The 25620-nt window shown below is 69.4% G+C and carries 24 protein-coding genes; 12 read left to right on the plus strand and 12 right to left on the minus strand.

Annotated elements, in window-relative coordinates; translation table 11 throughout:
• Nucleotides 1–11: 11 nt before the first annotated feature.
• The 9 genes from rodA to QSJ59_RS11450 all read left to right on the plus strand — a co-directional run bounded on the left by rodA (nucleotide 12) and on the right by QSJ59_RS11450 (nucleotide 11031).
• Nucleotides 12–1187: a rod shape-determining protein RodA gene (gene rodA, locus QSJ59_RS11410; RefSeq protein WP_432707467.1), complete on the plus strand. Its 1176-nt coding sequence runs from the start codon at nucleotides 12–14 to the stop codon at nucleotides 1185–1187.
• 616 nt (nucleotides 1188–1803) lie between these two features.
• A complete protein-coding gene (locus QSJ59_RS11415) occupies nucleotides 1804–2574 on the plus strand; it encodes a DUF2344 domain-containing protein (protein ID WP_285759286.1) in 771 nt (256 codons plus the stop codon).
• Between the two features lie 118 nt (nucleotides 2575–2692).
• Nucleotides 2693–5572, plus strand: a complete 2880-nt coding sequence (locus QSJ59_RS11420; protein ID WP_285759287.1) for an Rne/Rng family ribonuclease — start codon at nucleotides 2693–2695, stop codon at nucleotides 5570–5572.
• 233 nt (nucleotides 5573–5805) lie between these two features.
• Complete coding sequence (rplU, locus tag QSJ59_RS11425) at nucleotides 5806–6117, plus strand: 50S ribosomal protein L21 (RefSeq protein ID WP_285759564.1); 312 nt, start codon at nucleotides 5806–5808, stop codon at nucleotides 6115–6117.
• A 15-nt stretch (nucleotides 6118–6132) separates the two neighbouring features.
• Entirely contained in the window at nucleotides 6133–6399 is a 267-nt protein-coding gene (rpmA, locus tag QSJ59_RS11430; RefSeq protein WP_285759288.1) for a 50S ribosomal protein L27, read from the plus strand.
• A gap of 115 nt (nucleotides 6400–6514) precedes the next feature.
• Nucleotides 6515–7879: a GTPase ObgE gene (gene obgE / locus QSJ59_RS11435; protein ID WP_285759289.1), complete on the plus strand. Its 1365-nt coding sequence runs from the start codon at nucleotides 6515–6517 to the stop codon at nucleotides 7877–7879.
• Between the two features lie 35 nt (nucleotides 7880–7914).
• Nucleotides 7915–9051 carry a glutamate 5-kinase gene (gene proB / locus QSJ59_RS11440; RefSeq protein ID WP_285759291.1) on the plus strand — a complete coding sequence of 379 codons (1137 nt, stop codon included), beginning with the start codon at nucleotides 7915–7917 and terminating at the stop codon, nucleotides 9049–9051.
• 109 nt (nucleotides 9052–9160) lie between these two features.
• Nucleotides 9161–10093, plus strand: a complete 933-nt coding sequence (locus tag QSJ59_RS11445) for a cation diffusion facilitator family transporter (RefSeq protein WP_285759292.1) — start codon at nucleotides 9161–9163, stop codon at nucleotides 10091–10093.
• A gap of 32 nt (nucleotides 10094–10125) precedes the next feature.
• Complete coding sequence (locus tag QSJ59_RS11450) at nucleotides 10126–11031, plus strand: endo alpha-1,4 polygalactosaminidase (protein ID WP_285759294.1); 906 nt, start codon at nucleotides 10126–10128, stop codon at nucleotides 11029–11031.
• A gap of 153 nt (nucleotides 11032–11184) precedes the next feature.
• Here the strand turns inward: QSJ59_RS11450 and QSJ59_RS11455 are convergent, their stop codons facing one another.
• From QSJ59_RS11455 to QSJ59_RS11470, 4 genes are all read right to left on the minus strand, one after another.
• Entirely contained in the window at nucleotides 11185–12261 is a 1077-nt protein-coding gene (locus QSJ59_RS11455) for a hypothetical protein (protein WP_285759296.1), read from the minus strand.
• Between the two features lie 456 nt (nucleotides 12262–12717).
• Nucleotides 12718–13386 (minus strand): DUF4276 family protein, encoded by a 669-nt coding sequence (locus QSJ59_RS11460; RefSeq protein WP_285759297.1) that lies wholly within the window; start codon nucleotides 13384–13386, stop codon nucleotides 12718–12720.
• A 3-nt stretch (nucleotides 13387–13389) separates the two neighbouring features.
• Complete coding sequence (locus QSJ59_RS11465; RefSeq protein WP_285759299.1) at nucleotides 13390–14487, minus strand: AAA family ATPase; 1098 nt, start codon at nucleotides 14485–14487, stop codon at nucleotides 13390–13392.
• Nucleotides 14488–14617: 130 nt separating this feature from the next.
• The gene (locus QSJ59_RS11470; protein WP_285759300.1) at nucleotides 14618–14926 is read right to left on the minus strand and encodes a hypothetical protein; all 309 of its coding nucleotides are present in this window, start codon (nucleotides 14924–14926) and stop codon (nucleotides 14618–14620) included.
• Between the two features lie 164 nt (nucleotides 14927–15090).
• Here QSJ59_RS11470 and QSJ59_RS11475 point away from each other — a divergent pair, with 164 nt between their 5' ends.
• The 3 genes from QSJ59_RS11475 to QSJ59_RS11485 all read left to right on the plus strand — a co-directional run bounded on the left by QSJ59_RS11475 (nucleotide 15091) and on the right by QSJ59_RS11485 (nucleotide 17552).
• Nucleotides 15091–15951: a helix-turn-helix domain-containing protein gene (locus tag QSJ59_RS11475; RefSeq protein WP_285759301.1), complete on the plus strand. Its 861-nt coding sequence runs from the start codon at nucleotides 15091–15093 to the stop codon at nucleotides 15949–15951.
• Nucleotides 15948–16199, plus strand: a complete 252-nt coding sequence (locus tag QSJ59_RS11480; RefSeq protein WP_285759302.1) for a DUF397 domain-containing protein — start codon at nucleotides 15948–15950, stop codon at nucleotides 16197–16199. Before QSJ59_RS11475 ends, QSJ59_RS11480 begins: the two co-directional genes overlap by 4 nt.
• Before the next feature lie 96 nt (nucleotides 16200–16295).
• Nucleotides 16296–17552 carry a glutamate-5-semialdehyde dehydrogenase gene (locus QSJ59_RS11485; protein WP_285759304.1) on the plus strand — a complete coding sequence of 419 codons (1257 nt, stop codon included), beginning with the start codon at nucleotides 16296–16298 and terminating at the stop codon, nucleotides 17550–17552.
• Nucleotides 17553–17602: 50 nt separating this feature from the next.
• Here the strand turns inward: QSJ59_RS11485 and QSJ59_RS11490 are convergent, their stop codons facing one another.
• The 8 genes from QSJ59_RS11490 to QSJ59_RS11525 form a co-directional block, all read right to left on the minus strand.
• A complete protein-coding gene (locus QSJ59_RS11490; RefSeq protein ID WP_285759305.1) occupies nucleotides 17603–17998 on the minus strand; it encodes a hypothetical protein in 396 nt (131 codons plus the stop codon).
• 414 nt (nucleotides 17999–18412) lie between these two features.
• Entirely contained in the window at nucleotides 18413–19792 is a 1380-nt protein-coding gene (locus QSJ59_RS11495; RefSeq protein ID WP_285759307.1) for an alkaline phosphatase family protein, read from the minus strand.
• Nucleotides 19789–20958: a metabolite traffic protein EboE gene (eboE, locus tag QSJ59_RS11500; protein WP_285759308.1), complete on the minus strand. Its 1170-nt coding sequence runs from the start codon at nucleotides 20956–20958 to the stop codon at nucleotides 19789–19791. Before eboE ends, QSJ59_RS11495 begins: the two co-directional genes overlap by 4 nt.
• Before the next feature lie 4 nt (nucleotides 20959–20962).
• Nucleotides 20963–21823 (minus strand): TatD family hydrolase, encoded by an 861-nt coding sequence (locus QSJ59_RS11505; protein ID WP_285759310.1) that lies wholly within the window; start codon nucleotides 21821–21823, stop codon nucleotides 20963–20965.
• Nucleotides 21793–22584 carry an EboA domain-containing protein gene (locus QSJ59_RS11510; protein ID WP_285759312.1) on the minus strand — a complete coding sequence of 264 codons (792 nt, stop codon included), beginning with the start codon at nucleotides 22582–22584 and terminating at the stop codon, nucleotides 21793–21795. Before QSJ59_RS11510 ends, QSJ59_RS11505 begins: the two co-directional genes overlap by 31 nt.
• On the minus strand, nucleotides 22581–23438 hold the full coding sequence (locus QSJ59_RS11515; RefSeq protein WP_285759314.1) for a sugar phosphate isomerase/epimerase family protein: 858 nt from the start codon (nucleotides 23436–23438) through the stop codon (nucleotides 22581–22583). Before QSJ59_RS11515 ends, QSJ59_RS11510 begins: the two co-directional genes overlap by 4 nt.
• The gene (locus QSJ59_RS11520) at nucleotides 23435–24283 is read right to left on the minus strand and encodes an SCO3242 family prenyltransferase (RefSeq protein ID WP_285759315.1); all 849 of its coding nucleotides are present in this window, start codon (nucleotides 24281–24283) and stop codon (nucleotides 23435–23437) included. Before QSJ59_RS11520 ends, QSJ59_RS11515 begins: the two co-directional genes overlap by 4 nt.
• Nucleotides 24280–25518: an inositol-3-phosphate synthase gene (locus tag QSJ59_RS11525; protein ID WP_285759317.1), complete on the minus strand. Its 1239-nt coding sequence runs from the start codon at nucleotides 25516–25518 to the stop codon at nucleotides 24280–24282. Before QSJ59_RS11525 ends, QSJ59_RS11520 begins: the two co-directional genes overlap by 4 nt.
• Nucleotides 25519–25620: the final 102 nt, after the last annotated feature.

The following is a 25620-nucleotide window of genomic DNA, read 5'->3' on the forward strand; positions in this document are numbered from 1 at the left end:
CGAGGCGGACCATGTCGCTCTACCCGAGTAAGCACGCTCGGCCCACGCTCGGCACACGCGCCGGGCGCCTGGTGGCCTACGGGATGCCGCGCCGTCTCGACTGGGTGCTGCTGTCCGCGGTGCTTGCCCTGGGAGTCATCGGCACGCTTCTGGTGTGGGCCTCGACCATGGTCAGCGGTCAGGCCGGCGGGCTCACCGACTTCGCCCAGCGCCACGTCGCGCACTTTGCCGTGGGTCTCCTGATCTGCCTGGTCGTGGCCTCGGTCGACTATCGTGCCCCGCATGCCTACGCTCCCGTGATCTTCGTGGTGGCCGCCATCGGCCTCGCCCTGGTGCTCACACCCCTGGGGCAGGTCATCAACGGGTCCCGCTCCTGGATCGTCATCGGCGGTTTTCAGGCCCAGCCCGGCGAGATCGCCAAGATCGCGTTGATCCTGGGCACGGCCATGCTGTTGGGGGAGCCCCGCGACGGCGAGCACGCTCCCACCGGCCGCGACGTCGTGTTCAGCCTGGTGGCCCTGGCGGTGCCGATGGGCTTGATCCTCGCCCAGCCCGACCTGGGAACAGCCATGGTGCTCGGCGCGATCTACCTGGGCATCCTCATGCTGTCGGGAGCACCGCTGCGCTGGGTCCTGGTGATGCTGCTCTCCGGACTGTTGGCGATCTTCGCCGTCTGGTGGTTCGGGCTGCTCAAGGATTACCAGTTGGCCCGCTTCGCCACCTTCATCGACCCCACCGCCGACCCGCAAGGAGCCGGCTACAACGCCAACCAGGCCATCATCGCCATCGGTTCTGGCGGATTCAACGGCACGGGCCTGTTCAACGGGGACCAGACCAGCGGAAAGTTCGTCCCCGAGCAGCACACGGACTTCATCTTCACCGTTGCGGGGGAGGAGTTGGGATTTGTCGGCGGACTGACGATCATCCTGCTGCTGGGCGTGGTGGTCTGGCGGGTCCTGCGAATCGCCGCGGGCTGCGAGCAGCCCTATGCCCGCCTCGTCTGCGTGGGGGTGGCCGCATGGGTGGCCTTCCAATGCTTCACCAACATCGGGATGAACCTCGGGATCATGCCGATCACCGGTCTGCCCCTGCCGTTCGTCTCCTACGGGGGAACCGCTGCGATCGCCGGCCTCGCCGCGATCGGTCTGGTCCTCGCCATCCATGCCCGGGACCGCGGATTCGAGTGAGGACAGGGCATCGACCGGGCGGTGCAGCAGGTGAGGGCTCCGGGCCGAGTCCAGAGCCGCGGCGAAGGACCACGGGCAGGGGAGCCGGTCGGGGGAGGAGTCCGCGTGGACGGGAGGGAACACCGCCGAGGAAAATACGCGAGGACTCTGCGTACGAAGAGATGTACGGCCCGGCGCCCCGCTCGCGCCGGGCCGTACACGTACTTAGACGACCCGGTGCCGCGGACGGTTGTCAGGAAATCAGGATTTTTTGAAGAAAAATTCTGAATCCTCGGTCGTTCCTCGACCAGTCGCCGTGCCGATAGGGGGCCGAGGCGACCAAACCGGAATGACCTTATCGGTCCGTTCGCTTTTCAACTCGTTCGCGACAGGGAAGAGCAGGAATGTGCAGACCGACCGGCACGCAATATGCGGGCCTGTTCTGTCAGGTTGGGTCAGTGGTGCGAGAGTCCCGGTGCGCACCGTACGCTGAAGTGGACAGAAACCTCCCGCGCCGGGCACGGAAGTCGACACGTGACCCCGGCTGCGAGAGCGCTGGAGGAAAGGAGCCGAACTGCCCCCCGCACCAGAGGGCGTCACTTCGCTCTCCAACGGATACCAGGGCTTCCGGCAGCGCGTGCAGTACGACAGGCGCCACCGGAGGTGGCTCGCGAGCGATCGCGACGCCGTCCGTATGTGCGGTCCCCAGGTTCCCACTGCCTTCTCGACGGGGTTCTCGCCTCACCCCACGATTCCCCTTGCGGGCGCCGTTCCCACCGGGGCGGCACGTGAGGCGAAGAACATCGAACCCGAGTCGACCAAGCCGCGCGACCCCGAACAGGTGCGTGTTCACCTTGACGCGTCCATGCCCGAGGGCATGGACGTCATCGAGGCGGTCCAGGCTGTGGCGGACGGTCATCCTGACCGTCCGGAAGCATCGGAGAGGCAGTCCCGACTGCCTGGCGTTCCCGTCAAGGGTGCCGTGACCGCGACGACCGCGTCCACGGCAGTCGAGCGGGTCGAGACGCAGCGGCCCGCAGGTAAGGGCCACAGTCGCCTCGAAGCGCGATCACCCTTTCGATACCCTTGTGGTGACGGGCGCGCCACAGAAGAGCGACAAGACACATATGCGATACTTCGCTTGATCGTCGGGCACACGACACCTGCCCTACGAACAGACGACGTGGTGACCGGCCTTTGTCAGGTTGCCGGCCTCGCGCCGCCGTCATCGCTGGTGATGACCAGGCTGGCGCAGGGGCCGCTCGACGAAGTCACCGGTGCGACAGCCGCCCCGTCCGCCGCGGATCACGCGGCCTCGGAACCAGCCACCACCGTCGTCAGCGCACACGTTGGGGCCGCCTTCGCGCGGGCCCGAGCGGGGAACGTGCGCGCGCCACAAGGACTTTGAGCCGATGCCGCTAGTAGCGACACCGGTACAGACATTAGTGACGACAGTTCTCGTGAGCCGCGGCCCAGGCGTACAGCGCCGGGACCGCGCCTGAGGACTCTGACGGGAGACCGCCCGGATGCTCGAAAACGAGCCCAGCAGCGGTGCCAATGGCACTGCGGGCACAACTGAACTGAACGAGGCCGAGAAGGCGCCACGCGAATCGGCGAGCGTCGGCGCGTCCGAGGGGGCGGTGACCAAGCCGGTGCGCCGACGGCGTACCGCCAGCCGCCCGGCCGGCCCGCCGCCGGAACCAGAGCCTGCACCCGAGCGCGCGCCTGTCGTCGCCGCTCCCGTGGAGTCGGTTCCCGCTGAGGCCGGGGCAGGCGCGCCCGAGCCGGCTGCCGATTCCGGTCAGGCCGCGGAGGAACCCCCTGCCGCCGCGCCCAAGAAGCGTGTCCGCAAGGCCGCCGCACCCAAGACCACCACCAAGAGCACCAGGACCCGCACTCGGAAGAAGGCCGCGGAACCCGACCCCGCGGCCGAGACCACCGAGCCGGTCGAGCCCCAGCAGGCCGTGGAACCCCAGCCTGCGCCGGAACCGGCCCAGGCCGAGGAACGCCCCGGCCAGTCGTCGGCCGCAACCGTCACGTTCCAGCCGCCGATGGTGCTGTTCCAGCCGCCGGTCGCGTTCACCCCCCCCGTTGAGAAGGCGGTCGTGCGCACCGAGGCCGCTGTCGCGCCTGCCGTGTCCGAGCCAGAGGAGTCCGAGGACCCCGAGGCCGATGACACCGACGACGAGGACCGTCCCTCGCGGCGCCGACGCCGGCGCGGTGGTCGCGGCCGCGGAAAGTCGCGTCCGGGGGAGGAGAACACCGACGACGACACCGAGCCGGCCGAAACGCGCACGGACGCGTCGACCCCTCAGCCCGAGCAGGAACAGGGCGACGACACGGACGAGAGCGCCTCGGCCGAGGACTCCGACCGCGACGACGAGTCCGCCTCCTCGGGCAGCCGCCGTCGCCGCCGCCGCAGGCGTCGTTCCGGTGGTGACGCCGAGGGGGAGGCACCCGACGAGTCCGACGACCCGCCCAACACCGTCGTGCGTGTGCGTTCGCCGCGTCCGGCCCGCGCCGAGCGCCCCATCGAGGACGAGGTTCAGGCGGTCCGCGGCTCCACCCGACTGGAGGCCAAGCGCCAGCGTCGGCGCGAAGGGCGCGAGCAGGGACGCCGTCGCCCGCCGATCATCACCGAGTCCGAGTTCCTCGCCCGCCGAGAGGCGGTCAAGCGTGACCTGGTCGTGCGCCGCACCGGCGAGCGCACCCAGATCGCAGTGCTCGAGGACGACGTCCTGGTCGAGCACTATGTCGACCGCGCCGACCACAAGTCCTACGTCGGCAACGTCTACCTGGGCCGGGTGCAGAACGTCCTGCCCTCGATGGAAGCGGCCTTCGTCGACATCGGCAAGGGGCGCAACGCAGTCCTCTACGCCGGCGAGGTGAACTGGGACGCCTCCGGTCTGGAGGGGCAGCCGCGCCGCATCGAGGCCGCGCTCAAGTCGGGCCAGTCGGTCCTCGTCCAGGTCACCAAGGACCCGCTCGGCCACAAGGGAGCCCGGCTCACGAGCCAGATCAGCCTTCCCGGCCGCTACCTGGTCTACGTGCCCGACGGCTCCATGACCGGCATCAGCCGCAAGCTCCCCGACAAGGAGCGCGCCCGGCTCAAGCAGATCCTGAAGAAGGTCATGCCCGCCGGAGCCGGCGTGATCGTGCGCACCGCGGCAGAGGGCGCCAGCGAGGAGGAGCTGGAGCGCGACATCTCCCGCCTCGCCAAGCAGTGGGAGTCGATCAAGCGCAAGTCCAAGTCGGCGACGGCCCCGGCCCTGCTCAACAGCGAGCCCGACCTCACCGTCCGCGTGGTCCGCGACGTCTTCAACGAGGACTTCTCCAGCCTCGCCGTCTCCGGTGACGATGCCTGGGAGACCGTGCACGATTACGTGGACCACGTCGCTCCGCATCTGGCGGAGCGACTGTCGCACTGGACCGGCGAGCGCGACGTCTTCGAGGCGTACCGGATCGACGAGCAGATCGCCAAGGCCCTGGACCGCAAGGTCTGGCTGCCCAGCGGCGGTTCATTGGTGATCGACCGCACCGAGGCCATGACGGTGGTCGACGTCAACACCGGCAAGTTCACCGGTCAGGGCGGCAACCTCGAAGAGACCGTCACCAAGAACAACCTTGAGGCCGCCGAAGAGATCGTGCGGCAGCTGCGGTTGCGCGACATCGGCGGCATCATCGTCATCGACTTCATCGACATGGTGCTGGAGAGCAACCGCGACCTGGTGCTGCGGCGCATGCTGGAGTGCCTGTCCCGGGACCGGACCAAGCACCAGGTGGCCGAAGTCACGTCCCTCGGCCTGGTCCAGATGACCCGGAAGAGGGTCGGTCAAGGGCTGCTGGAGGCGTTCTCGCACTCCTGCGACCACTGCAACGGCCGCGGGTTGATTCTGCACACCGAGCCCATCGAGACCAAGCCCGCCAACGGTAACGGCGCCGGCAACGGAAACGGTGGTGGCAGCAGCAACGGCAACGGTGGCCGCAAGAAGAAGAACAAGGGCGGCGCCGACAAGCCCGACCCCGCCAAACAGGACAAGCCCGAAAAGGCGGAGAAGCAGGACAAGCCGGAGAAGGCGGAGAAGGCGGAGAAGGCAAAGACCCCTGACCCGGTCGTCGAACCGGCCCCGGCCGCCGAGTCCGAGCCCGCCCAGGCTCAGCCCGAGCCCAAGGTGACCCGTCGTGCACCGCGGCGGGCCAAGCGTGCCGCAGGGCCGCCGCCCGAGCCCGACGAGGCGGTCCAGGAGGCGCAGTCGGCCCCGGAGCCTCAGGCCGAGCCGGCCGAGGCCGACGCGAGCGCAACCGATGGGACTCCGAGCGACGGTGACGCCGAGCGTCCGCGCCGTCGTCGCTCCCGTCGCAAGGCCACCGCTGCACCAGAGGCCGCGAGCGTCGAGGCAGGATAGATCCGCGACCGACCGGGTCCTCCGGGCCCGGTCGGTCGCGTTGTGCAACGTGCTCACCCTCAACGGGCGGATGGTAATCTAAGGTCCGGTGCGTCGGCGCGCCCCACATGTTCGCGCGCCCGAGACCTACTTTCGATTCCCTCACCGCCCTCGTGACCGAGGGGGAGCGGGTTGATGACTGCGGTCGATTTTGAGCGCATTTTTTCTGAAGCGAGCAGGAAGTGAGTTTCCCGGTGTACGCGATCGTGCGAGCGGGCGGCCGACAGGAGAAGGTTTCCGTCGATGACGTCTTGAACATCGACTTGGTAGCCGACGAGGTCGGCGCCACCCTCAAGTGGGAGCCGCTGCTTGTCGTCAACGACGGCAATGTCATCAGCGAGGCCGCCGAGCTGGGTGGTTACCTGGTCACCGCCGAGGTGATCGGCGAGGCCAAGGGCCCCAAGATCAACATCCTGAAGTACAAGAACAAGACCGGTTACAAGAAGCGCCTGGGTCACCGCCAGAAGTACACCCGGGTCCGCGTCACCGGTATCGCCGCGAAGTAGCAGGAGGAGCTCGAAATGGCACACAAGAAGGGCGCATCGTCCAGCCGTAACGGGCGCGACTCCAACGCCCAGCGACTCGGCGTCAAGCGCTTCGGCGGCCAGGCCGTCAACGCCGGCGAGATTCTCGTCCGCCAGCGCGGTACCCACTTCCACCCGGGCGACAACGTCGGCCGTGGTGGCGACGACACCCTGTTCGCCCTGGTCGCGGGCAAGGTCGAGTTCGGTAACCGTCGCGGCCGTAAGGCCGTCAGCATCGTCCCCGTCCCGGCCGCCGCCGAATAAGGCCCGGCAGGACAGACGACGCAAGTACCAACGCGCGAGGCGGGCCAGTGTCCTTACTGGCCCGCCTCGCGTGCGTTCTGCAAGCAGTATCGAGCAGTACCCAGGGGAGAGACACATGCCCGATTTCGTCGACGAAGCGGTCTTGCAGATCAAGGCCGGGGACGGCGGGCACGGCTGTGCCTCCATCCACAGAGAGAAGTTCAAGCCGCTCGGCGGCCCGGACGGCGGTAACGGCGGTCGCGGCGGTGACGTGATCCTCCAGGTCGACCGCAACACCGCGACGCTCCTGGACTACCAGCGCCGCCCGCACCGCAAGGCCCGCAACGGTACGCCCGGGCAGGGCGGCCACCGTTCCGGCGCCCAGGGGGAGGACCTGATTCTCACCGTCCCCGACGGCACCGTGGTGACCGGTTCGGACGGCGAGGTCATCGCCGACCTCGTGGGCGAGGGCACCCAGTTGGTGATCGCGACCGGCGGCCACGGCGGCCTCGGCAACGCCGCGTTGGCGTCCACCAAGCGCAAGGCGCCCGGTTTCGCACTGAAGGGCGAGGCCGGCGACGAGCTGGAGATCCGCCTGGAGATCAAGACCATCGCCGACGTCGGTCTGGTGGGTTTCCCCAGCGCTGGAAAGTCGTCGCTGATCGCGGCGCTGTCTGCTGCCCGCCCCAAGATCGCCGACTACCCCTTCACCACGTTGATCCCCAACCTCGGCGTGGTCGAGGCGGGTGAGACCCAGTACGTGGTCGCGGACGTGCCCGGTCTGATCCCCGGGGCAAGCGAGGGCAAGGGCCTGGGGCTGGCGTTCCTGCGCCACATCGAGCGCTGCTCCACTCTTCTGCACGTGCTCGACTGCGCGACCTTCGAGCCGGGCCGCGATCCGGTGAGCGACCTCGAGGTCCTGGAGGCGGAACTCGCCGCTTACGCCGCGCAGACCGAGGTCGACCTCTCCGACCGTCCGCGCATCGTCGCCCTGAACAAGGTGGATGTTCCCGACGGACGCGAGCTCGCCGACATGGTCACTCCCATGCTCCAGGAGCGCGGCTACCAGGTGATCCATGTCTCGGCTGCCTCTCGTGAGGGCTTGCGCGAGCTGTCCTTCGCGCTTGCCGCCCAGGTGGCCACGGCGCGAGAAGCCAAGCCTGTGGAGGAGCCCACCCGACTGGTGCTGCGACCCCGTGAGATCGGCGAGGTCGGGTTCCAGGTCGTCAAGGCCGGGGAGAACACCTTCCGTGTCATCGGTGACAAACCGACCCGCTGGGTGCGCCAGACCGACTTCACCAACGAGGAAGCCGTGGGCTACCTCGCCGACCGCCTCAACCGCCTCGGCATCGAGGCAGCGCTGGCCAAGGCCGGTGCGACCGAGGGGGCCGAGGTGCAGATCGGTGACACCGACGACGCCGTGGTCTTCGACTGGGACCCGACCATCGACGCCGACGAGATCGTTCCCGGTCCGCGCGGTACCGACGCCCGATTGGCCTGACCCCGCGACGACGATCCCCCGAAAGGACACGTGACATGAGCGCCGAGGACCTTGGCCAGGCGTGTTCGGCCATGACCCGGGCCCGACGGGTCGTGGTCAAGGTGGGGTCGTCGTCGTTGACCACGGCTGAGGGCACCATCGACCACGACCGTGTTGCGCAGTTGGCCGATGTGCTGGCACAGCGCCGTTCGGCCGGGGTCGAGATCGTCCTGGTGTCCTCGGGCGCGGTCGCGGCCGGGATGACTCCTCTGGGGCTGACGCGCCGCCCCAGAGACCTCGCCACCCAGCAGGCCGCGGCCAGTGTGGGCCAGGGGCTGCTCCTGGCCCGCTATGCCGCCGAGTTCGCCCGGCACGGCCTCACTGCCGCCCAGGTCCTGCTGACGGTGGAGGACATGATGCGGCGCGTGCAGTACCGCAACGCTCAACGCACCCTGATCCGGTTGCTGGAAATCGGTGCCGTCCCCATCGTCAATGAGAACGACACCGTGGCCACCCACGAGATTCGGTTCGGAGACAACGACCGCCTCGCCGCACTCGTGGCGCATCTGCTGCGCGCAGACGCCCTCGTGCTGCTCTCGGACGTGGACGCCCTTTACGACGGGAACCCCGGTCTGCCCGGTACGAAACGCATCGCCCGGGTCGACGGCCCCGCTGACCTTGAGGGGGTGGACGTAGGCAGCGCGGGCAAGCGCGGTGTGGGGACCGGCGGGATGGTGACCAAGGTCGACTCCGCCCGTATCGCCACCGCTGCCGGGGTCTGCACCGTTCTCACGTCAGCTGCCAACGCGCACGCGGCGCTGACCGGTAGTCCGGTCGGCACGTTCTTCGCTCCGGCTCGGCACCGGCGCCCCTCCACCCGCCAACTCTGGCTGGCGCACGCCACCGCCGGGCGCGGCAGCGTCGTCCTGGACCCGGGGGCGGTGCGCGCCGTGGTGGGGCGCAACGCCTCGTTGCTTCCGGCCGGAGTGGTGCGGGTGGAGGGCGACTTCGTGGCCGGCGACCCGGTGGACCTGCTCGACGAGACCGGCAGCGCGGTGGCGCGCGGCCTGGTCAACTACGATGCCGCCGAAATCCCCGAACTCATGGGCCGCTCCACCCGCTGGCTCGCCCGTGAGCTCGGATCGGAGTACAAACGCGAGATCGTGCACCGCGACGACCTGGTAGTGCTCTAGCGAACGGTCCGGCGAGGCCGCGAAGAATTCCGGCGCGGATCGGTGCGCGGCGACTCACCCGGGCTTAGGCTCATGGCGCCCGACCCACTTCGCTGAGGAGTCGTTCGCCGTGTCTGCCGAAGGAAGCACCAAAGCCGTCATCACTGCGCTCGGCGCGAACCTGGGGATTGCCGCGACGAAGTTCGTCGCCTGGGCGTTGACCGGATCCTCGTCGATGCTCGCGGAGTCCATCCACTCCGTCGCGGACTCCGGGAACCAGGTCCTGCTGCTGGTGGGCGGCAAGCGCGCGAAGCGGGAGGCCACACCGGAGCACCCGTTCGGGTTCGGCCGTGAGCGCTATGTCTACGCCTTCGTCGTCTCCATCGTCTTGTTCAGCCTCGGCGGTCTCTTCGCGTTGTACGAGGCGTGGCACAAACTCAGCGACCCCCACCCGATCGACAGTTGGCGGTGGGTGCCGATCGTGGTGCTCCTGGCGGCCATGGCGATGGAGGCCACGGCGCTGCGCACCGCGGTCAAGGAGTCCAACCGGGTGCGGGGTAAGGCCAATTGGGTGCAGTTCGTGCGCCGGTCCAAGTCCCCCGAACTGCCGGTGATCCTCCTGGAGGACACCGGGGCGCTGCTGGGATTGGTCTTCGCGCTGATCGGCGTGGGCCTCACCCTGATCACCGGCAACGGCGTCTGGGACGGTCTGGGGACTGCGGCTATCGGTCTGCTGCTGGTGACCATCGCTGTCGTTTTGGCGATGGAGATGAAGAGTCTGCTGATCGGGGAGTCGGCGACGGCCGAGCACGTACGGCTGATCCGTGCGGCCATCGAGGCCGGGGACGACGGCGAGACCGTCATCCACATGCGGACCCTGCACCTGGGGCCGGAAGAAATTCTTGTTGCGGCAAAAATCGCGATCGACCCGACCGAAAATACTGTTGACCTGGTGCGGGCGATCAACCGTGTCGAGGGACGAATCCGGGCTGCGGTACCGATTGTGCAACTTATCTATCTGGAGCCCGATATTCTACGCATTGCCCCACCCCCTACGGGATAATTCCGCCGGGGTTCCCTCAACGTTGGAGTTTCATGTACCCCGCTGTCTCCAGCATCCCCGTGTCGTCCCCGCGCTCCGCGGCCGGTCTCCTCGGCGCCGCAGCGCTGGGCGCCGTCCTCGTTCTCTCCGGGTGCTCCTCCGCCGAGGACATCGCGCCCGTCAGCGCCACGGACGACACCGCCTCCACCGGTGCCCAGGCCGCCGCCGTTGAGCTTCCTCCGGCCGGTGCCCAGTTCGACTACCAGCTCGGCGGTGCGTACACCCCGCCGGAAGGCACCGAGATCGTTGTCCGCGACAGCACGGCTCAGCCGGCCGCCGGCCTGTACTCGGTCTGCTACGTCAATGGCTTCCAGACCCAGCCGGGCGACCGCGACCTCTGGCTGGGGGAGCGGGCCGACCTCATCCTGCGCGAGGGCGGCCAGCCGGTCATCGACCCCAGCTGGCCCAGCGAGTTCATCCTGGACACCTCTACGGCCGACAAGCGCGAACGCATCGCCGCGATCATGCAGGACTCCATCACGGCCTGCGCGGACAAGGGCTTCGACGCGGTGGAGATCGACAACCTCGACACCTTCTACCGGTTCGACGAACTGCTGACCATGGACCACAACATCGCCATGTCCACGTTCTACGCCGACATGGCCCACAGTGCCGGCATGGCCATCGCGCAGAAGAACACCGTGGAGCTGGAGGAGCGCGGCCGCGACGAGGTCGGCTTCGACTTCGCAATCGCGGAGACGTGCGCGCAGTGGAACGAATGCGGAGACTACGTCGACGTCTACGGAGAGCACGTGCTGGCCGTCGAGTACACCGACGCCCAGGACCGGGTCCCCTTCGCGCAGGTCTGCGCCGCCTCGGACAGCCCTGAGAGCCTGATTCTGCGCGACCGGAACCTGGTTCCCGCCGGCCGCTCGGGCTACCACTACGAGACCTGCTGAGTGAGCTGATCGAGAAGGGCCGCCCGTCCGAACAGAGGCGGGCGGCCCCAGCACCCGGGAACGCCGAACGGGCGGGAAGCGATCGTCGACCGCCCCGTCGCCCCGCCGCGGTTGGGACCGTCGCGCAGTACCTCCCCCCGAATGCTCATGCCCTCATCGAGGGGCGGCGATGACGGCGTTGAGCGCACCGGCGCATGCGCTCGGGTCCGCCCGAGCGAGCTCGCCGTCTCCGGGAAAGGCCGTTCGGTCGACGTCCAGGCCGATCACCTTCGGATATCCGGTTGCGGAGGTCCGGACGTGCCCGCTGAACTCCACCGAGGCGAGCGGGGGGTCGGCGTCGAAGAGGTCGCGGACGCACAACAGGGCCACCTGGCTGACGACGCTGCGGTAGAGGGTGTCGATCTCCTGTTCCTCGCGGGCAACAGGGTGGTCCTCGTCCTTCGTCGGGTAGTAGCGGTGGTAGAAGACGTCCGGGACCACCGTGCGCGGCGGGATCGTGAAGCGAACCGTTGCCCTTGCCGTACCGGGGGTGAACACGACCTCGGCCTCCCTGGGGAAATCGCCGGGAAGCGGGACGTTCTCCAGCACCTTTTTCAGATAGAACTCGACGCTCGCCTTTTCCCGTAGCTCGTATCCGGCGATGTGGCGTTTGACGGCCGCGCTGTGTTCGCGGCTCCTGGCCTCCGCGTCCTCGCGGGCCCGCGCATGGTGCCGGTTCGCCGCCGCGACCTTTCGCAGGCGTGCGGACTCCTGTTCGCTTGCTTCGCGGGCGGCTTTCTCATAGGCCGTTTTCGCCTCGGCGAGGCGTTGGGCCTGACGTCCTCCTCCGCCGAAGATGCGGGACAGTGCGCCGGGAGCATCGGGGGCGAAGTCCTCCCATTGCGGAGTGGGGACGGGTGTGGTGAGGTCGTCGTCCAAAGCGGGTGGAGCGGACTCCTGTTGTTGCGGCGGCGTACTGAGGTCGACCCGTGCGGAACGCTCCACCCCCGAGCTCAGGATCTTCTCAAGGCCCTCGACGGCCATGCGGATCTTGTGGTTCTTCAGCTCGACCTCGGCCTGGCGGTATTCGAGGTAGCGGCGGCGCTTCTCCTTTTTGTCGACGGCTTTTTTGCGGTCGGTTTCCTTGCGCTGCTTCTGCCGGGCCTGCGCGGCAGCCTGCCGCTGGCGTGCCTGTGCTGCTGCCTGCTGTTGTCGCTGCCAGTCGGAGTTTCCGCCTCTGCCTTTCGCCATAGCCGCTCCCAAGTGCGCGCCGTTTTATTCTCTTTTCCGTAACGAGAGCGTATTACATTGCGTGGGGCCGGTTGGTGGAGGATTTCTGTCGCGCTTTTTCGGTCACAAGAAAAGGACGAATTATCTCCCTGCTTGATCGGTGGATTGGGGATTCGGATGCGGAAGCGGACAGAGTCCGTTCAATGGTGTGCGGAAGGGGTCGGGACATCGCGGTGGGAGGCGGACCACTCGCGGTCCGCGACCGTGGCCGTCGGAGAAGACGGACCGATACGGTGGTTTGATTCGCGCGCGGCGAGGTGGCGGACGCACCTGCCCTCGTCCCGCGTGCGGAAGCCGGGGCGCGGCAGGTCGTCAGCGACTCGAGACACGCGCACCTCCGGCAAAGGGCAGTACGGGCACGCCGTGGAAGATCTCGACGCGGTCGTCGGCGGTAGTTGGCCTGTCGACAGGACCGGCTCAGTTCTTCAGCCTGTCGGCAACGGAGTCGAACCATGAGTTCGCATGTGGGCACCTGCCCCTGATCTGGTCAAGGCCGGTCAGGGAGATCGAATCTGGACCGTCAGAGGTTTTTTTGTAGCGGGGGTAGAGTTTCGCCAGGCGTTTCGAGGGAGCTGTCGCCGCTCCGTCGTTGACGAGTTCGGGGCTGTCCACATTCTCCAGCAGGTTTTTGACCGATCCGGATAATTGTGGATTATCGGTGACGATTTCCAGTGCCTCGTGGCAGGCCAGTACCCAGGTCTCGATCTCGTGCAGAACGAGGTGCGGGATGAAACGGGGGTCGCCTACGGCTTCGGCCATTGCCCGTTCCACATGGGAGACCCGTTCGTAGGGCGTCCCGTCGGGCCGATCTTCCATGCCGGGAACATCGCCGGGAAGGCCGTAGTAGTCGAAGAGAGTCGTCAGCACAGTGGTCGAGGAATCCCTTAGCAGCAGGCGAATCTCGTGCTGGACCTTGCTCCATTTGGACATGCCTCCCCGGAAGGTGCTTCCGCTCGCAGGCCGTTTGGTGTTGAGGATGGAGAACGCCGTATGGCACTGGCCGGGGGAATCGAAATACGGTGCGATCGTCTCACGGACGATCGTCTCCTCGGTCTGGCCCTCGCACAGGATGTGGAGTTTGCGCACGGGTCACCCGCCCTCGGGGATCGGGCGTCCGCCGAGGAGGTTCTTCTGCCACAGTTCGCCGAGTGAGTACTCGTCCAACCAGTCCTGGAGGCGCTCCGGGTTCGGGCGGCCGAAGGTCGAGGCCCCGTCCTGGCGTTCCACCACGATGAGGTCGTCCAACGCGAACTGGTCCATCAAGGTCACCGACTGGGTGGCGACGACCACCTGGCTGTCCTGGCTGGCCGCACGCAGCATGTCGGCGAGTTGGACGATGGCGTAGGGGTGCAGGCCGAGTTCCGGCTCGTCCAGGACGACGAGTCCGGGAAGGTCCGGCAGGTTGAGCAGTGTGGCGAGACAAACGAAACGCAGTGTGCCGTCGGACAGGGCGTTCGCGGGGAAGACGGTGTCGGACCCTTCCTGTTTCCAGCGCAGTTGCAGTCGCTCGTGCTGTTCGACGAGCACGAAGTCCCGGAAAAAAGGAGCCACCTTCTGCACGTCGCGCACGATCCGCTGGTAGACGGGGGAGGAGGAGTTCCGGAGCCGGAGAAGGACGGCTGCGAGGTTGCGGGCGTCGGGGTGGAGCGTGAGGTTGTCCGCCGCGTAACCGCTCTGTTTCACAGGTGCGTTGGCGCTCGTGTCATGGAAGTGGAAAACACGGCAGCCGTGCAGCACCCGTGTCACATGACCGGCGATCGCGCGTTGCTGTTTGACCTCTTCGGTGAGTCGTGTCTCCCGGTGGCCCGCCCCCAAGGAGAGAACGAACGGTTGCTCGTACCCTTCGCCCTGAAACAGGACGGTTTCTCGTCCGAAGATGAGTTCGTCGCCGACGGAGGGGACGAGATCGGCTTCGTAGCCGTTCGGTGCGAAATCCAAGCGGAGGCTGATCCGCGTCGACCCCTTCGCGCCGTTGTGGAGGAGAACTCCCGCACCGCCCGCTGTCCCGACGAACAGGTTCAATTCACCGTCCACGATCCTGCCGAGCATGGCCAGGGCCGAGACGAAATTGCTCTTGCCCGCGCCGTTGGCGCCCACGAGGACGTTGAGGTCCCGGAGTTCCACGGTCGACGAGCGAAGCGAGGTGAACCCCTCGATCGTGATTGCTTCTAGTCTGCGGCGCGTCATAGGGCAACTCTAAGTGGGTACATCGTCAAATTCCTTGCCCTGTCCGCCTCGGTCGGGGAGCGGCTTCCACGCGGTTGGGCGGCCCTGCCGGGAGCCAGGACCGGTGGGGCCGCCCGAGCGTGTGGCGGGGTCAGGACACGGAGCAGGACACCGTCCGGGATTGGAGGATGACCGCGCCCTTCGGCAGGGGGGCGGTGTCACCGGGCAGGATCGTGCGGATCCACAGGTCGGTGTCGCGGGAGTAGAGGTCGTGCCGGTCCAGCGTCTCCCAGAGGTCGTAGGGCATGGGGACGCAGCAGCACGCGCACTGTCTGAGGCCCAGTGTCGGGGTGAGCGGCGAGACCATCCCGGCGAGGGAGACGCCGGCGTCGTCGGGCTCGCCGCCCTTGATGAGCTGGACGATCGTGGTCGACACGTCGGTGGATTTGATGGAGGGCACGGAGGCGACTCCTTGTCGTGAGGAGAGGGCACCACGGTGGGTGCTCGACTGGCTCCAATATTAACTTAAGCATGTCAAGATTCAAGAAATTTTCTTTGATATGTCAAAGTTATTTTGTTGGATGTCGCGGACTACGATCGAGGCACCCATCAAGGAGGAACATCGTGACTACCGGCCAGGCCCCAGGAGTGCGACGGCGCCGACTGTCGGCGGCTCTGAGGCGACTTCGGCTGGACCTCAAGCTCTCCTCGCCGGATGTGGCCGACCAGCTCGGCTGGTCCACCGGCAAGGTCACGCGGATCGAACGCAACGAGTGGAAACGGCCTGGGGCAAAGGACGTCACAGCGTTACTGGATCTCTATGGCGTCCTCGGTGAGGAGCGCGCGCATCTGCTCAGTCTGACCGAAGAGGCCCGTGGGCGCAGCGATTGGCATCAGTACCAGGATCTTTTCCCTGGTTCATTGCCGGAACTCGAAGCGGAGGCGGTCCGGATTCGCACCTACGAGTCGGTACTGGTGCCCGGTTTGCTTCAGACACCGGGTTACGCCTGTGCTGTCTCCAAAGCGAGCCAGATTGTGCCCGCTGACAAGATCGCGCGCAAGGTCGAGTCCCGGATGCTGCGCCGTAGCGTGCTGGACGCGCCCAGTGGTCCGCACCTGACGGCGGTCATCGACGAGGCGGCTCTGCGCAAGGTGGTGGGATCGCACGCGGTGATGGCCGAGCAGCTGCGCTTCCTGACCGGGATGGCCGCGCACTACAAGGTGACGGTGTTGGTGGTGCCGGACGAGGCGGGTGCGCACACCGCCATGGACGGCGCGTTCACCCTGTTCGACTTCCCGCGTCCTGAGCCCGGAATTGTCTCCATTCCCACTGGGCTGGAGGCACTCTACGTAGAAGACTCCGTCTATTTCGACCGGCATACGCTGATCTTCGACGGCGTACAGAACCTGGCGTTGGAGCCGGAGCGGTCCCTGGCGCTCATCGACTCCATCGCCGCCGAACACGAGAGGCGTGCCCGCCCATGATGCTTGAGTTCCGTAAATCTTCTTATTCCACGGGCCAGGACAACTGTGTGGAGGTCGCTCCGATCACCCCGGTCTTTCGCAAATCGTCCTACTCGTCAGGGGGCGAAAACTGCGTCGAGGTCGCCGACCTCCCCGCCGGGGCGGCGGTCCGTGACTCCAAACACCCCGGGCTGGGGCACCTGGCCTTCGGCGCGGCAGAATGGACCGCGTTCACCCGGGGCCTGCACCTCGGTGCGTTCGACGGCTGAGCACCGTCGCCGCCGACCACAAAAGTCCTTCCCGGTCGGCGGCGACCCCGATAACGTCGGGACCACCACCCGGACAGCGGAAAGCGGAGACACACCATGACTGACATCGAGCGGGACGTCCGCGAGGTCGCCGAGCGCGCCCGGGATGCCGCTGCCGACCTCGCCCCGCTCAGCCGGGCCGCCAAGGACGCTGCACTCCTCGCCGTCGCCGACGCGCTCGTGGCACGCGCCGAGGAAATCGTCGCGGCCAACAGCGAGGACGTCGCCAAGGCCCGCGAGAACGGCACCGGCGAGGCCATGATCGACCGGCTGACCCTGACCGCCGAGCGCATCGGCGCCATCGCCGGCGCCGTGCGCGAGGTCGTGGAGCTGCCCGACCCGGTCGGGGAGGTCGTGCGCGGCCAGACGCTGCCCAACGGTCTGGAGATGCGTCAGGTGCGGGTCCCGCTCGGGGTCATCGGCATCATCTACGAGGGCCGGCCCAACGTCACGGTGGACGCCGCCGCACTGTGCCTGAAGAGCGGAAACGCCGCCCTGCTGCGCGGTTCCTCCTCGGCCTACTCCTCCAACACGGTCATCATCGACGTCATCCGGGGCGCGCTGGCCGGCACCGAGGTCCCCGTGGACGCCGTCCAGCTGGTCCCCGGCCTCAGCCGCGACTCGGTCAAGCACCTCATGCGGGCGCGCGGCCTGGTGGACGTGCTGATCCCGCGCGGCGGGGCCGCGCTGATCCAGACGGTCGTCAACGAGTCCACCGTGCCCGTCATCGAGACCGGCAGCGGCAACTGCCACGTCTACATCGACGAGGCCGCCGACGTCGAGCGCGCGCTGGCCATCACGCTGAACAGCAAGACGCACCGGGTCTCGGTGTGCAACTCCGCCGAAACGCTGCTCGTGCACGCGGGGATCGCCGAGGCCTTCCTGCCCAAGGCGCTGGCCGCGCTGCGCGACGCCGGAGTGACCGTGCACGGTGACGACCGGGTGCGCTCCTACGACGACTCCGTCGTGGCGGCAACCGAGGACGACTGGGGCACCGAGTACCTGTCCCACGACATCGCCGCCCGGGTCGTGGACTCCCTGGACGAGGCCGTGGTGCACATCCGCACCTACTCCTCCGCGCACACCGAGGCCATCGTCACCGACTCCCAGACCGCGGCGCGCCGCTTCGTGGCCCGGGTGGACTCCGCCGCGGTCATGGTCAACGCCTCCACCCGCTTCACCGACGGCGGCGAGTTCGGCTTCGGCGCCGAGATCGGCATCTCCACCCAGAAGCTGCACGCCCGTGGCCCGATGGGCCTGCCGGAGATGACCTCCACCAAGTACGTAGTGACCGGCGAGGGCCACGTCCGTTAGCGCCGTCCCCGGTTCGGTCCTCCCCCGGGAGAACCGAACCGGGGACCGGGTCAGCGCAGGAACCTGATGACGGTGGTCCACTCGCCCACCGCCAGCAGCACGGCCCCGCCGAGCAGCACCAGGGCGCAGACCGCGTAGAGCCACCGGGGGTGCACGGTCCTGGTGATCACCGCGAACAGCACTCCGCAGCCGATCGGCACGCACAGCAGCAGCGACCAGATGGCGAGTGCGGCGGGCAGCAGGGGGCCGCTGGGCAGCGGGCCGCCCGTCACCAGCACTGTCCGGGCCATCCACAGCAGCGGCGGCGCGAGCAGTGCGGCGGGCAGCGCGATCAGGACGGCGAGAAAGGCCCGCAGCCGCCAGCCTCCGGTCGGCGCAAAACGCGCACGGGGCGCGGACGGACGCGCGGGGTCATCGGTGGGGGCGTCGCTCGCCCGGTCGCTCATGGCTGGAAAGTACTGCTTGCGCATCAATTGGACAAGATGCCGGAACGCTTTATCCGCAAGGGTTCTCGGTCGCGGTGACCGATCGGGGCCGGGGGTGCCGGGCGTCCCCGAGGAGCGCCGGCCCGCCGCAGCAGGCACCGGGTACGGGGTGCTCGCGGGTGGGCGCCCGGGGGAGCCCACAGGCCCGGGGCGGTCGGCCCGCAGTGGTACAGGTCAGGGGGGTGCGCGGCCGTCGAGCGGCTTCACCACCGACCGCCGGGGCGTTGACGGTCGGGAAAGCCGCGCCCCGTGTTGCCTGGCAGGACGAACGGACCGCGCCCCGCCAGGCGGCCCGCCCCTGAGCGGCTCCGTCGCCGTCGGTCGTGCCCGACCCCCGCGCCCACAGCCGGTCGAGGGCACGGGGCGCGGTGCCGATCAGGTACGGGCCGCGGCGGGAATCCCGGCGAGGTCGAGCATCAGGTCGCGGACCTCGGTGGCCGCGATCCGGTCCCGGGCGGAGCCGGGATCGCTGCACAGCAGTACCGGACCGTGCGCGGGGTCGCCGCCGGTGCGCCCGTGCGTACCGCGCACCCAGTGCGCCTCCATCGGAACCACGTTCATCGCGTAGCGCAGCCCCAGCTTCTTGCGGACCAGCCCCAACCCCGCGCGCAGCTTCGCGGTGGGATCGGCCGGGTCGAGGAACAGCTCGGCCGGGTCGTAGCCGGGTTTGCGGTGGATCTCCACGCCGCGCGCGAAGTCCGGTGCGCGGGTGTCGTCGTTCCAGTAGTAATAGGTGAACCACGCCTCGGGCTCGGCGACCAGCACCAGTTCACCCGACCGCTCGTGGTCCAGCCCGTGCTCGGCCTGGCCCTCGCGGTCCAGGACCAGCTCCACCCCCGTCAGCCCCGCGCACAGTTCGGCCACCGCCGCGCGGTCCGCAGGGTCCGCCACGTAGACGTGCGCAACCTGGTGATCGGCCACGGCGAAGGCGCGCGAGGTCCACGGGTCGAGATACTCCATACCCTCCTGGACGTACACCTCCAGCAGTCCGGCCTCGCGCAGTGCCCGGTTCACGTGCACCGGCCGGGAGGCTGGACCGATCCCGTACTCGCTCAGCGCGATCACCGACGCGCCCAGTTCCCGTGCGTCGTCCAGCAACGGCGCGAGAGCCGTGTCCACGGCGCGTACCGCGGCCACGGCCTCGGGGGAGTCGGGGCCGAACCGTTGGAGGTCGTAGTCCAGGTGCGGCACGTAACACAGGGTGAGGTCGGCGCGCGGCAGCAGCCGCCGGCTCGCCGCCACGATCCATTCGGTCGAGCGCAGGGAGGCGGTCGGGCCCCAGTACTGAAACAGTGGGAACGGCCCGAACGCCTCGGTCAGTTCGTCGTGCAGCTCGGGCGGGCGTGCGTAGCAGTCGGGGGACTTGCGTCCGTCCGCGTGGTAGACCGGCCGCGGTGTCACCGTCCAGTCGGTGGTCGCACCCATCGCATACCACCAGCACACGTTCGCGGTGCGAAAGTCCGGTCGGTGCCTCCGGGCGGTCTCCCACACCTTCTCGCCGCCCACGAGCCGGTTGTGCTGGCGCCACAGGTGGACCTCGCCCAGATCACGGAAATACCATCCGTTGCCCACGATGCCGTGGCCGCGGGGCGTCTCCCCGGTCAGGAAGGTCGACTGCACGGAGCAGGTCACCGCGGGCAGCACGGTCTCCAGCGGGGCCTGCCACCCCTGCTCGGCCAGCGCGCGCAGTCGCGGTGCGTGTTGCAGCAGGGCGGGGGTGAGTCCCACGACGTCGATGACGAGCAGGCGGCTCATGCGTCCTCCAGTCCGATGCGGGTGAGCCGTCGGTGCACCCATGCCAGCTCCGCGGCCAGGCCCTCGACCAGGCCCTTGTCCCCCTCTGGGCGGCTGCCCTCGGGCAGCACCGACCAGGTGTAGGTCTCGACCTCCAGGTGGTCGGTGACGGGAGCGCCACCGCCGAACAGCGCGGTGAGGGTGTGCGACAGGTGATCCTGGGTGCCCTCGAGCGGGGCGAGCGGACCCTGGTGCAACGGGACGTGGAAGTGCACCCGCCACGGTCCGGCGCCGGGCAGCCGGGCGGCCCCGTCGAGCGCGGCCGGCAGGTCGTCGCGGGCGCGCACCCCTTCGGGGGCGGCCTCGCGCACCTGGTGCAGGAACCGGTCCTCGGCGAAGGAGCCCAGCGCGGCGCGCACCTCGGCCTCGCCCGGGTGCGATGCCTGGACCGCCGCCGACGCCTGGACCTTGACCACGGCCAGTCCGGCCCCGGCCAACCGGGCCAGCGCCTTCTCCGGATCCTCGAAGGCGACCGCGAGGTGGCAGGTGTCCAGGCAGACCCCGATGTGCTCGCGATCGGCCCCCGCCAAAACGCGCGCGGCCTGTTCGGTGGTCTCCACCACGCATCCCGGTTCGGGTTCCAGGCCCACGCGCACGGGGCGGCCGGTTTCCGCGGTCAGGGCGCGCAGACCGGCGGAGAGCCGGTCCAGGTTGTTCAGGGCGAGACGTTCCCGTCCGGTGTCCCAGGGGGTGCGCCAGGCCAGCGGCAGCGTCGAGATGCTGCCGCGCCGGGCGTCGTCGGGCAGCAGCCGGGCCAGGACCCGTGCGCAGTCCAGTGTGTAGTCCAGCCGTTCGTCTTGGGTCCAGTCGGGGTGGTAGACCTGCCCTTTCACCACGGGGGCGTGGAAGCCCGCGTAGGGGAAGGCGTTGAGCGTCACCACCTCCAGCCCGTGCCGGGCCAGGCCGGTGCGCAGCCGGTCGGTCTCTTCGGGGGACCCGGCCAGGCGGCGGGCCAACCGCGCGGGCAGCCACAGGCCCAGACCCACCCGTCGGGTTCCCAGAGCGGCGCGTACCGGGCCGCCGTAGCGTCGTAGTTGGTCGAGCACGCCGTCGAGGTCTTCGGCCGGGTGCACGTTGGTGCAGTAGGCGACGTGCACCGGGGTGCCGTCGGGGTGGCGCATCCGCACCGTCTCAGCCCTCCCGTCCGCCGCGCAGCACCGAGTTGTCGGCGAAGGTGGCCGAGGAGTCGCCGGTGATATCGTCCACCAGCAGCCGCCCGCTCTGGGCGTAGAACTCCACAGGATTGCGCCACAGCACCCGGTCCACGTCGTCCTCGGAGAAGCCGTGGGCGAGCATGGCCCTCCCCGTGGCGGCGGTCTTCAACGGGTCGCTGCGCCCCCAGTCGGCAGCCGAGTTGACCATGATCCGGTCCAGGCCGCGCTCCGCGAGGATGCGCACCATCCGGTGCTCGTCCATCTTGGTGTCGGGGTAGATCGAGAACCCCATCCAGCATCCGCTGGCCGCCACCAGGTCCAGCGTGGTCTCGTTGAGATGGTCCACCACCACGCGTTCCGGGGGCAGACCCGAGGCCGCGACGAGGTCCAGGGTGCGGCGGGTCCCGGCGGCCTTGTCCCGGTGCGGGGTGTGCACCATGACGGGGAGTTCGTGCTCCACCGCCATCTCCAACTGGCGGGCGAACGCCTTCTCCTCGGCGGCCGTCATCGAGTCGAACCCGACTTCGCCCACGGCCACTACCCCGTCCTTGGCGAGATAGCGAGGCAGCACGTCCAGGACCTCCGCGCAGCGGGGGTCGTTGGCCTCCTTGGGGTTCAGTGCGATGGTGCAGTGGTGGCGGATGCCGAACTGGGCGGCCCGGAACCGCTCCCAGCCGATCAGTCCGTCGAAGTAGTCGGTGAAGGACCCCACGTTGGTGCGCGGTTGCCCCAACCAGAACGCCGGTTCGACGAGGGCCCGGACTCCGGCGGCGTACATCGCCTCGTAGTCGTCGGTGGTCCGCGAGGTCATGTGGATGTGCGGGTCGAAGATGCGCATTCCGTCTCCTCGGGGTGGTGCTGGAGGGCCCGGTGCTGGGCGAGGGCGAGTCCGGCGGCGGCGCGGCGGTCGGGGTGCGGGGAGCGGGCCTCGGTCGCCAGCGCCTCCAAAGTGGGCGGATGGTCGCCCACCAGCAGCCAGGTGGCGTCGGGGACGGTGCGTCCGGCGGCGACCCGCTCGGCGACGAAGCCGCCGGCCATCCTGGTCAGCTCGGCGTCGCACCGCGTCCGCAGCCCGTGCACCGCAGCCAGCGGGACCCCGATGAACAGGCACTTGAGCACGCCGTGGCGCCAGTCGGCGTCATTGAGGTGGTGGTATCCGCAGGGGCCCATGGCCGCCGCCACCAGGCGCGGGTCGTTGGTGCGCAGCGCATCGGCCACCAGTTCCGCGGTGGCCGGACCGATCCGCACCCCGTCGGGGCCCTCCAGCCCGCGCAGGACGGCACGCTTCTCGTCGGAGTCGCCGAACCGGTAGAGGTCGGCCACCTCCGCGGCTACGCGCTCGGGTCGCCCCGCAAGGGTCGGGGCATCGCGCAGGGCCCGCAGCAGTGCGCCGCGCGCACGGTCGGCGGGCGTGGGGCCCAGAAGCCCGGCCGGGTCGGCGGGATCGGTCCGGGCGCCGGCCACCAGCCGCGCCGCGGCCGGGAAGCGTACGGCGACGGCCGCCGGCCGCTCGGTGATCTCGGCGACCAGGCCGTGCAGCCGGGCCCGCGATGCGTCGTCGAATCCGGCCAGCGGATCGTCTCCGCTCCGGGCGTTCACGCGTTCGTCCCGACGCCGACCTCGGCGAGCGCGTGACGCAGCGCCGCCATGGACCGGGCGGCCACGGCAGGAGCCCCGTGACCGTGCCGGGGGAGTTCCACCGACGCCAGACCGGTGTACCCGGCTTCGACCAGGGCGCCGAGGACGGCGGGGAGGTCGAGGTCGCCCGTTCCGAACTCCAAGTGCTCGTGCACCTCGGGACGCATGTCGTCGAGTTGGACATTGGTGAGCAGGGGCGCTGCCGCGTGCACCGTCTCGACGGGGCCCCGGGGCTCGTTGCACACGCAGTGCCCCACATCCAGGGTGACGCCGAGGACGTCGGGGTCGTCCAGGCGCGCGCGCAGTTCCAGGACACCGTCGAGGGTGTCCACGAACATGCCCGGTTCGGGTTCGAAGGCCAGGCGCACCCCGCGCCGTTCGGCCTCGGCCAGGACCGGGGCGATCCCGGTCACCAGCCGCTCCCACCCGGTGCGGTCGTCGGTCCCCGGGGGGAGGACGCCCGACCAGAAGGAGACGGCCTCGGCGTCCAGGTCCGCGGCCACCCGGACGGCTCGGCACAGCAGATCCACCCGACGCTCCCTGCCCTGCTCGGAGACCAGGGTCGGCTCGTGCTTGCGCCATGGATCCAAGAGGTAACGGGCTCCCGTCTCCACCATGACCGCCAGTCCCAGTGACTCCACACGCCGGGCCACCGCTGCGGTTCGTGCCGCGAGGTCGGGGGCGAAGGGGTCGAGATGGGGATGATCCAGGGTCAGGGCGACCCCGTCGTAGCCCAGCCCGGCGATCACGGCGAGGGCGTCGTCGAGCCGGTGGTCGCCGAAACCGTTGGTTCCGTATCCCAGACGCAGGCTCATGTCGGCGACACCACCTTCGAGGCGGCCCGGGCGATCGGCCCGGCACACAGCAGCGCGGCCGCCGCGCCGACATGGCCCGACCGGGCCAGCAGTGCGGCCTGCAACGGGATCATCCCCCGGATGCCCGCGCCGGTGGCGCTGCGTACCGTCGCCGCATCGGGACTGCGCAGCGCCTCGGTCTGGGCGGCGCCCACGGTCGAGGCGAACAGTGCGGCGAATGCCGGAGCGGTTGCGGATCTCCCGCCGGGAGCGGGCACACAGGCCAGGGCGGCCCCGGTGAGCGTGGCCGACAGGGCGAGCCCGGCGTCGGCGGGTGCAGCACCGTTGACCTCTCCGCGGCTCAGTGCCGTCACCCCGGCCGTGTGCACGGCCATCGCCAGTGCAGGGACCGCGGCCGTCGAGCGTCCCCCGGCGCCCATCAGTACGTCCAGTCCACGTGCACCCGCCATCAGGGCCGGGCCCACGGGGCCGCGGCGTCCCGCCAGGTCGTAGCACCAGATGGTGGCGGCCAGTGGCAGCGCCACCGTGAGCGCGCGCCGCCCACCGCCCCAGGTTGCGGCGCCGACACCGGCCGCGGTGAGGCCGGTGGCCAGCGCGAGCGCACCTCCGGGACTGACCCGGCCGGAAGGGATCGGACGCTCAGGGCGCTCCACGGCGTCGATCGTGCGGTCCGCGTAGTCGTTGAGGGCCATGCCGGCCCAGTACAGCAGGGTGGAGGCCACCGGTAGGGCCCACGTGCGGCGGCCGTTGGGCCACCCGCTGGCCGCGGCTCCCGCGAGCGTGTCGCCGGGCACGGTCAGCGCCGCGGGCAGCCGGACCAGTTCGGCGGCGTCGCGCAGCCTCACGCCTGTCCCTCCGGAGCCGGGCGGGCGCACCAGTCGGCGAGCGCCTGCCACTGCGCCGAGAGGCGGTGCTCGTCGCTGCCGGCGGGGTCCTTGAAGAAGAACCCCATGGCGCCCACCGGGCCGGTCTCGCCCATGGCATGGGCGCGTGCCATCAGGCGCACCAGGTCCAGCACCAGGGGTGCGGCGAGCGCGGAGTCGCAACCGGCCCAGGTGAACTGCAAGGACATTCGCACCCCGAGGAACCCCTCGAAGGAGATGTGGTCCCAGGCGGTCTTCCAGTCACCGAGGTCGGGGGTGTAGTCGATGTGCAGGGGGCCGTCCACGGGGTGGCCGAGGATCGACTCCAGCCCGCGTGCCTTCGTGGTGATCTTGCTGGCGGCGTTCTCCGGGGAGGCCAGGGTCGCGCCGTCGCCGCCGCCCAGCAGGTTGTACGAGGCCCAGGAGCGGACCTGGAGCGCCCGAGTGGCGAACATCGGCGCAAGGGCGGTCTTGACCAGGGTTTCTCCGGTCTTGGCGTCGCTCCCGGCCCAGGGCAGGCCCTCGCGCGCGGCGAGTTCGACCAGGGCAGCGGGGCGTACGGAGGGGCTGGGGGTGAAAGCCACCAGGGGGCAGCCGGCGCGCAGCGCGGCATAGGCATAGAGGGAGCTGAGAGGCAGGGGTGTCTCGCCGGAGTCCAGCGCTCGTTCGAGGGACTCCAGGTCCGCAAGGGCCGGTTCAGCTCCCACAGGCGGCTCGGTACTGGTCAGATCGACGACGATCACACGGTCCAGGGCGTTGTCGTCGCGGAAGGCGCGGATGTCGGCACTGAGCCGGTCGGTGGCCGCGCGCTGGGACTCGCCCGGGCCGGTGCCGGGTCGCAGCCGTGCTTCGATCTCGGCCAGTCCGTCGCCCAGCGCCGAGGGCAGGTGGGGCGGCAGGACGCCCGACGCGGCCAGGGCCTCGGCCTTCTTCGCCAGCGGTGTGGCGCTGACGTCGTGGCCGCCGATGACGATCGGGCCCGTGGGCAGCAGGGCGGCGTCGGCGATCCCGGGGAGTTCGGTGACGCATCCGGTCCGCTCACCGAGCCCGGCGGCCAGGGCCAGGGCCCCGACCGCCGCAGTGGTGGCGACGGAGCCGCGAGCGCCGAGGAACCAGGCGCCGACTCTCTCCTGCGGGTGGTGACGACCTGGGGGTCTGGTGCTGACGTCCTCCGTCGAGGAGGGCTGCTGCTCGTGCTCGGGGGTGGGGGCGGACAAGGCGTCCTCCTCGCGACACGCAGGCCGAATGGCGTGTGTTCTCAGTCACGGATGTGCGTCGGATGTCTCGAAAGTTAAACCTGGTAACTACCGACGGTCAAG

Source organism: Nocardiopsis ansamitocini (assembly GCF_030268225.1).
GTDB classification, from domain to species: Bacteria; Actinomycetota; Actinomycetes; order Streptosporangiales; family Streptosporangiaceae; genus Nocardiopsis_D; species Nocardiopsis_D ansamitocini.

What these genes read in the sequence shown, in the direction of transcription:
- QSJ59_RS11455 (WP_285759296.1), bottom strand. Translation starts at nt 12,261, where the DNA reads ATGGCGAAAGGCAGAGGCGGAAACTCCGACTGGCAGCGACAACAGCAG.
- QSJ59_RS11420 (WP_285759287.1), top strand. Translation starts at nt 2,693, where the DNA reads ATGCTCGAAAACGAGCCCAGCAGCGGTGCCAATGGCACTGCGGGCACA.
- rodA (WP_432707467.1), top strand. Translation starts at nt 12, where the DNA reads ATGTCGCTCTACCCGAGTAAGCACGCTCGGCCCACGCTCGGCACACGC.
- proB (WP_285759291.1), top strand. Translation starts at nt 7,915, where the DNA reads ATGAGCGCCGAGGACCTTGGCCAGGCGTGTTCGGCCATGACCCGGGCC.
- obgE (WP_285759289.1), top strand. Translation starts at nt 6,515, where the DNA reads ATGCCCGATTTCGTCGACGAAGCGGTCTTGCAGATCAAGGCCGGGGAC.
- QSJ59_RS11485 (WP_285759304.1), top strand. Translation starts at nt 16,296, where the DNA reads ATGACTGACATCGAGCGGGACGTCCGCGAGGTCGCCGAGCGCGCCCGG.
- QSJ59_RS11450 (WP_285759294.1), top strand. Translation starts at nt 10,126, where the DNA reads ATGTACCCCGCTGTCTCCAGCATCCCCGTGTCGTCCCCGCGCTCCGCG.
- QSJ59_RS11490 (WP_285759305.1), bottom strand. Translation starts at nt 17,998, where the DNA reads ATGAGCGACCGGGCGAGCGACGCCCCCACCGATGACCCCGCGCGTCCG.
- QSJ59_RS11505 (WP_285759310.1), bottom strand. Translation starts at nt 21,823, where the DNA reads ATGCGCATCTTCGACCCGCACATCCACATGACCTCGCGGACCACCGAC.
- QSJ59_RS11465 (WP_285759299.1), bottom strand. Translation starts at nt 14,487, where the DNA reads ATGACGCGCCGCAGACTAGAAGCAATCACGATCGAGGGGTTCACCTCG.
- rpmA (WP_285759288.1), top strand. Translation starts at nt 6,133, where the DNA reads ATGGCACACAAGAAGGGCGCATCGTCCAGCCGTAACGGGCGCGACTCC.
- QSJ59_RS11495 (WP_285759307.1), bottom strand. Translation starts at nt 19,792, where the DNA reads ATGAGCCGCCTGCTCGTCATCGACGTCGTGGGACTCACCCCCGCCCTG.
- QSJ59_RS11515 (WP_285759314.1), bottom strand. Translation starts at nt 23,438, where the DNA reads ATGAGCCTGCGTCTGGGATACGGAACCAACGGTTTCGGCGACCACCGG.
- QSJ59_RS11480 (WP_285759302.1), top strand. Translation starts at nt 15,948, where the DNA reads ATGATGCTTGAGTTCCGTAAATCTTCTTATTCCACGGGCCAGGACAAC.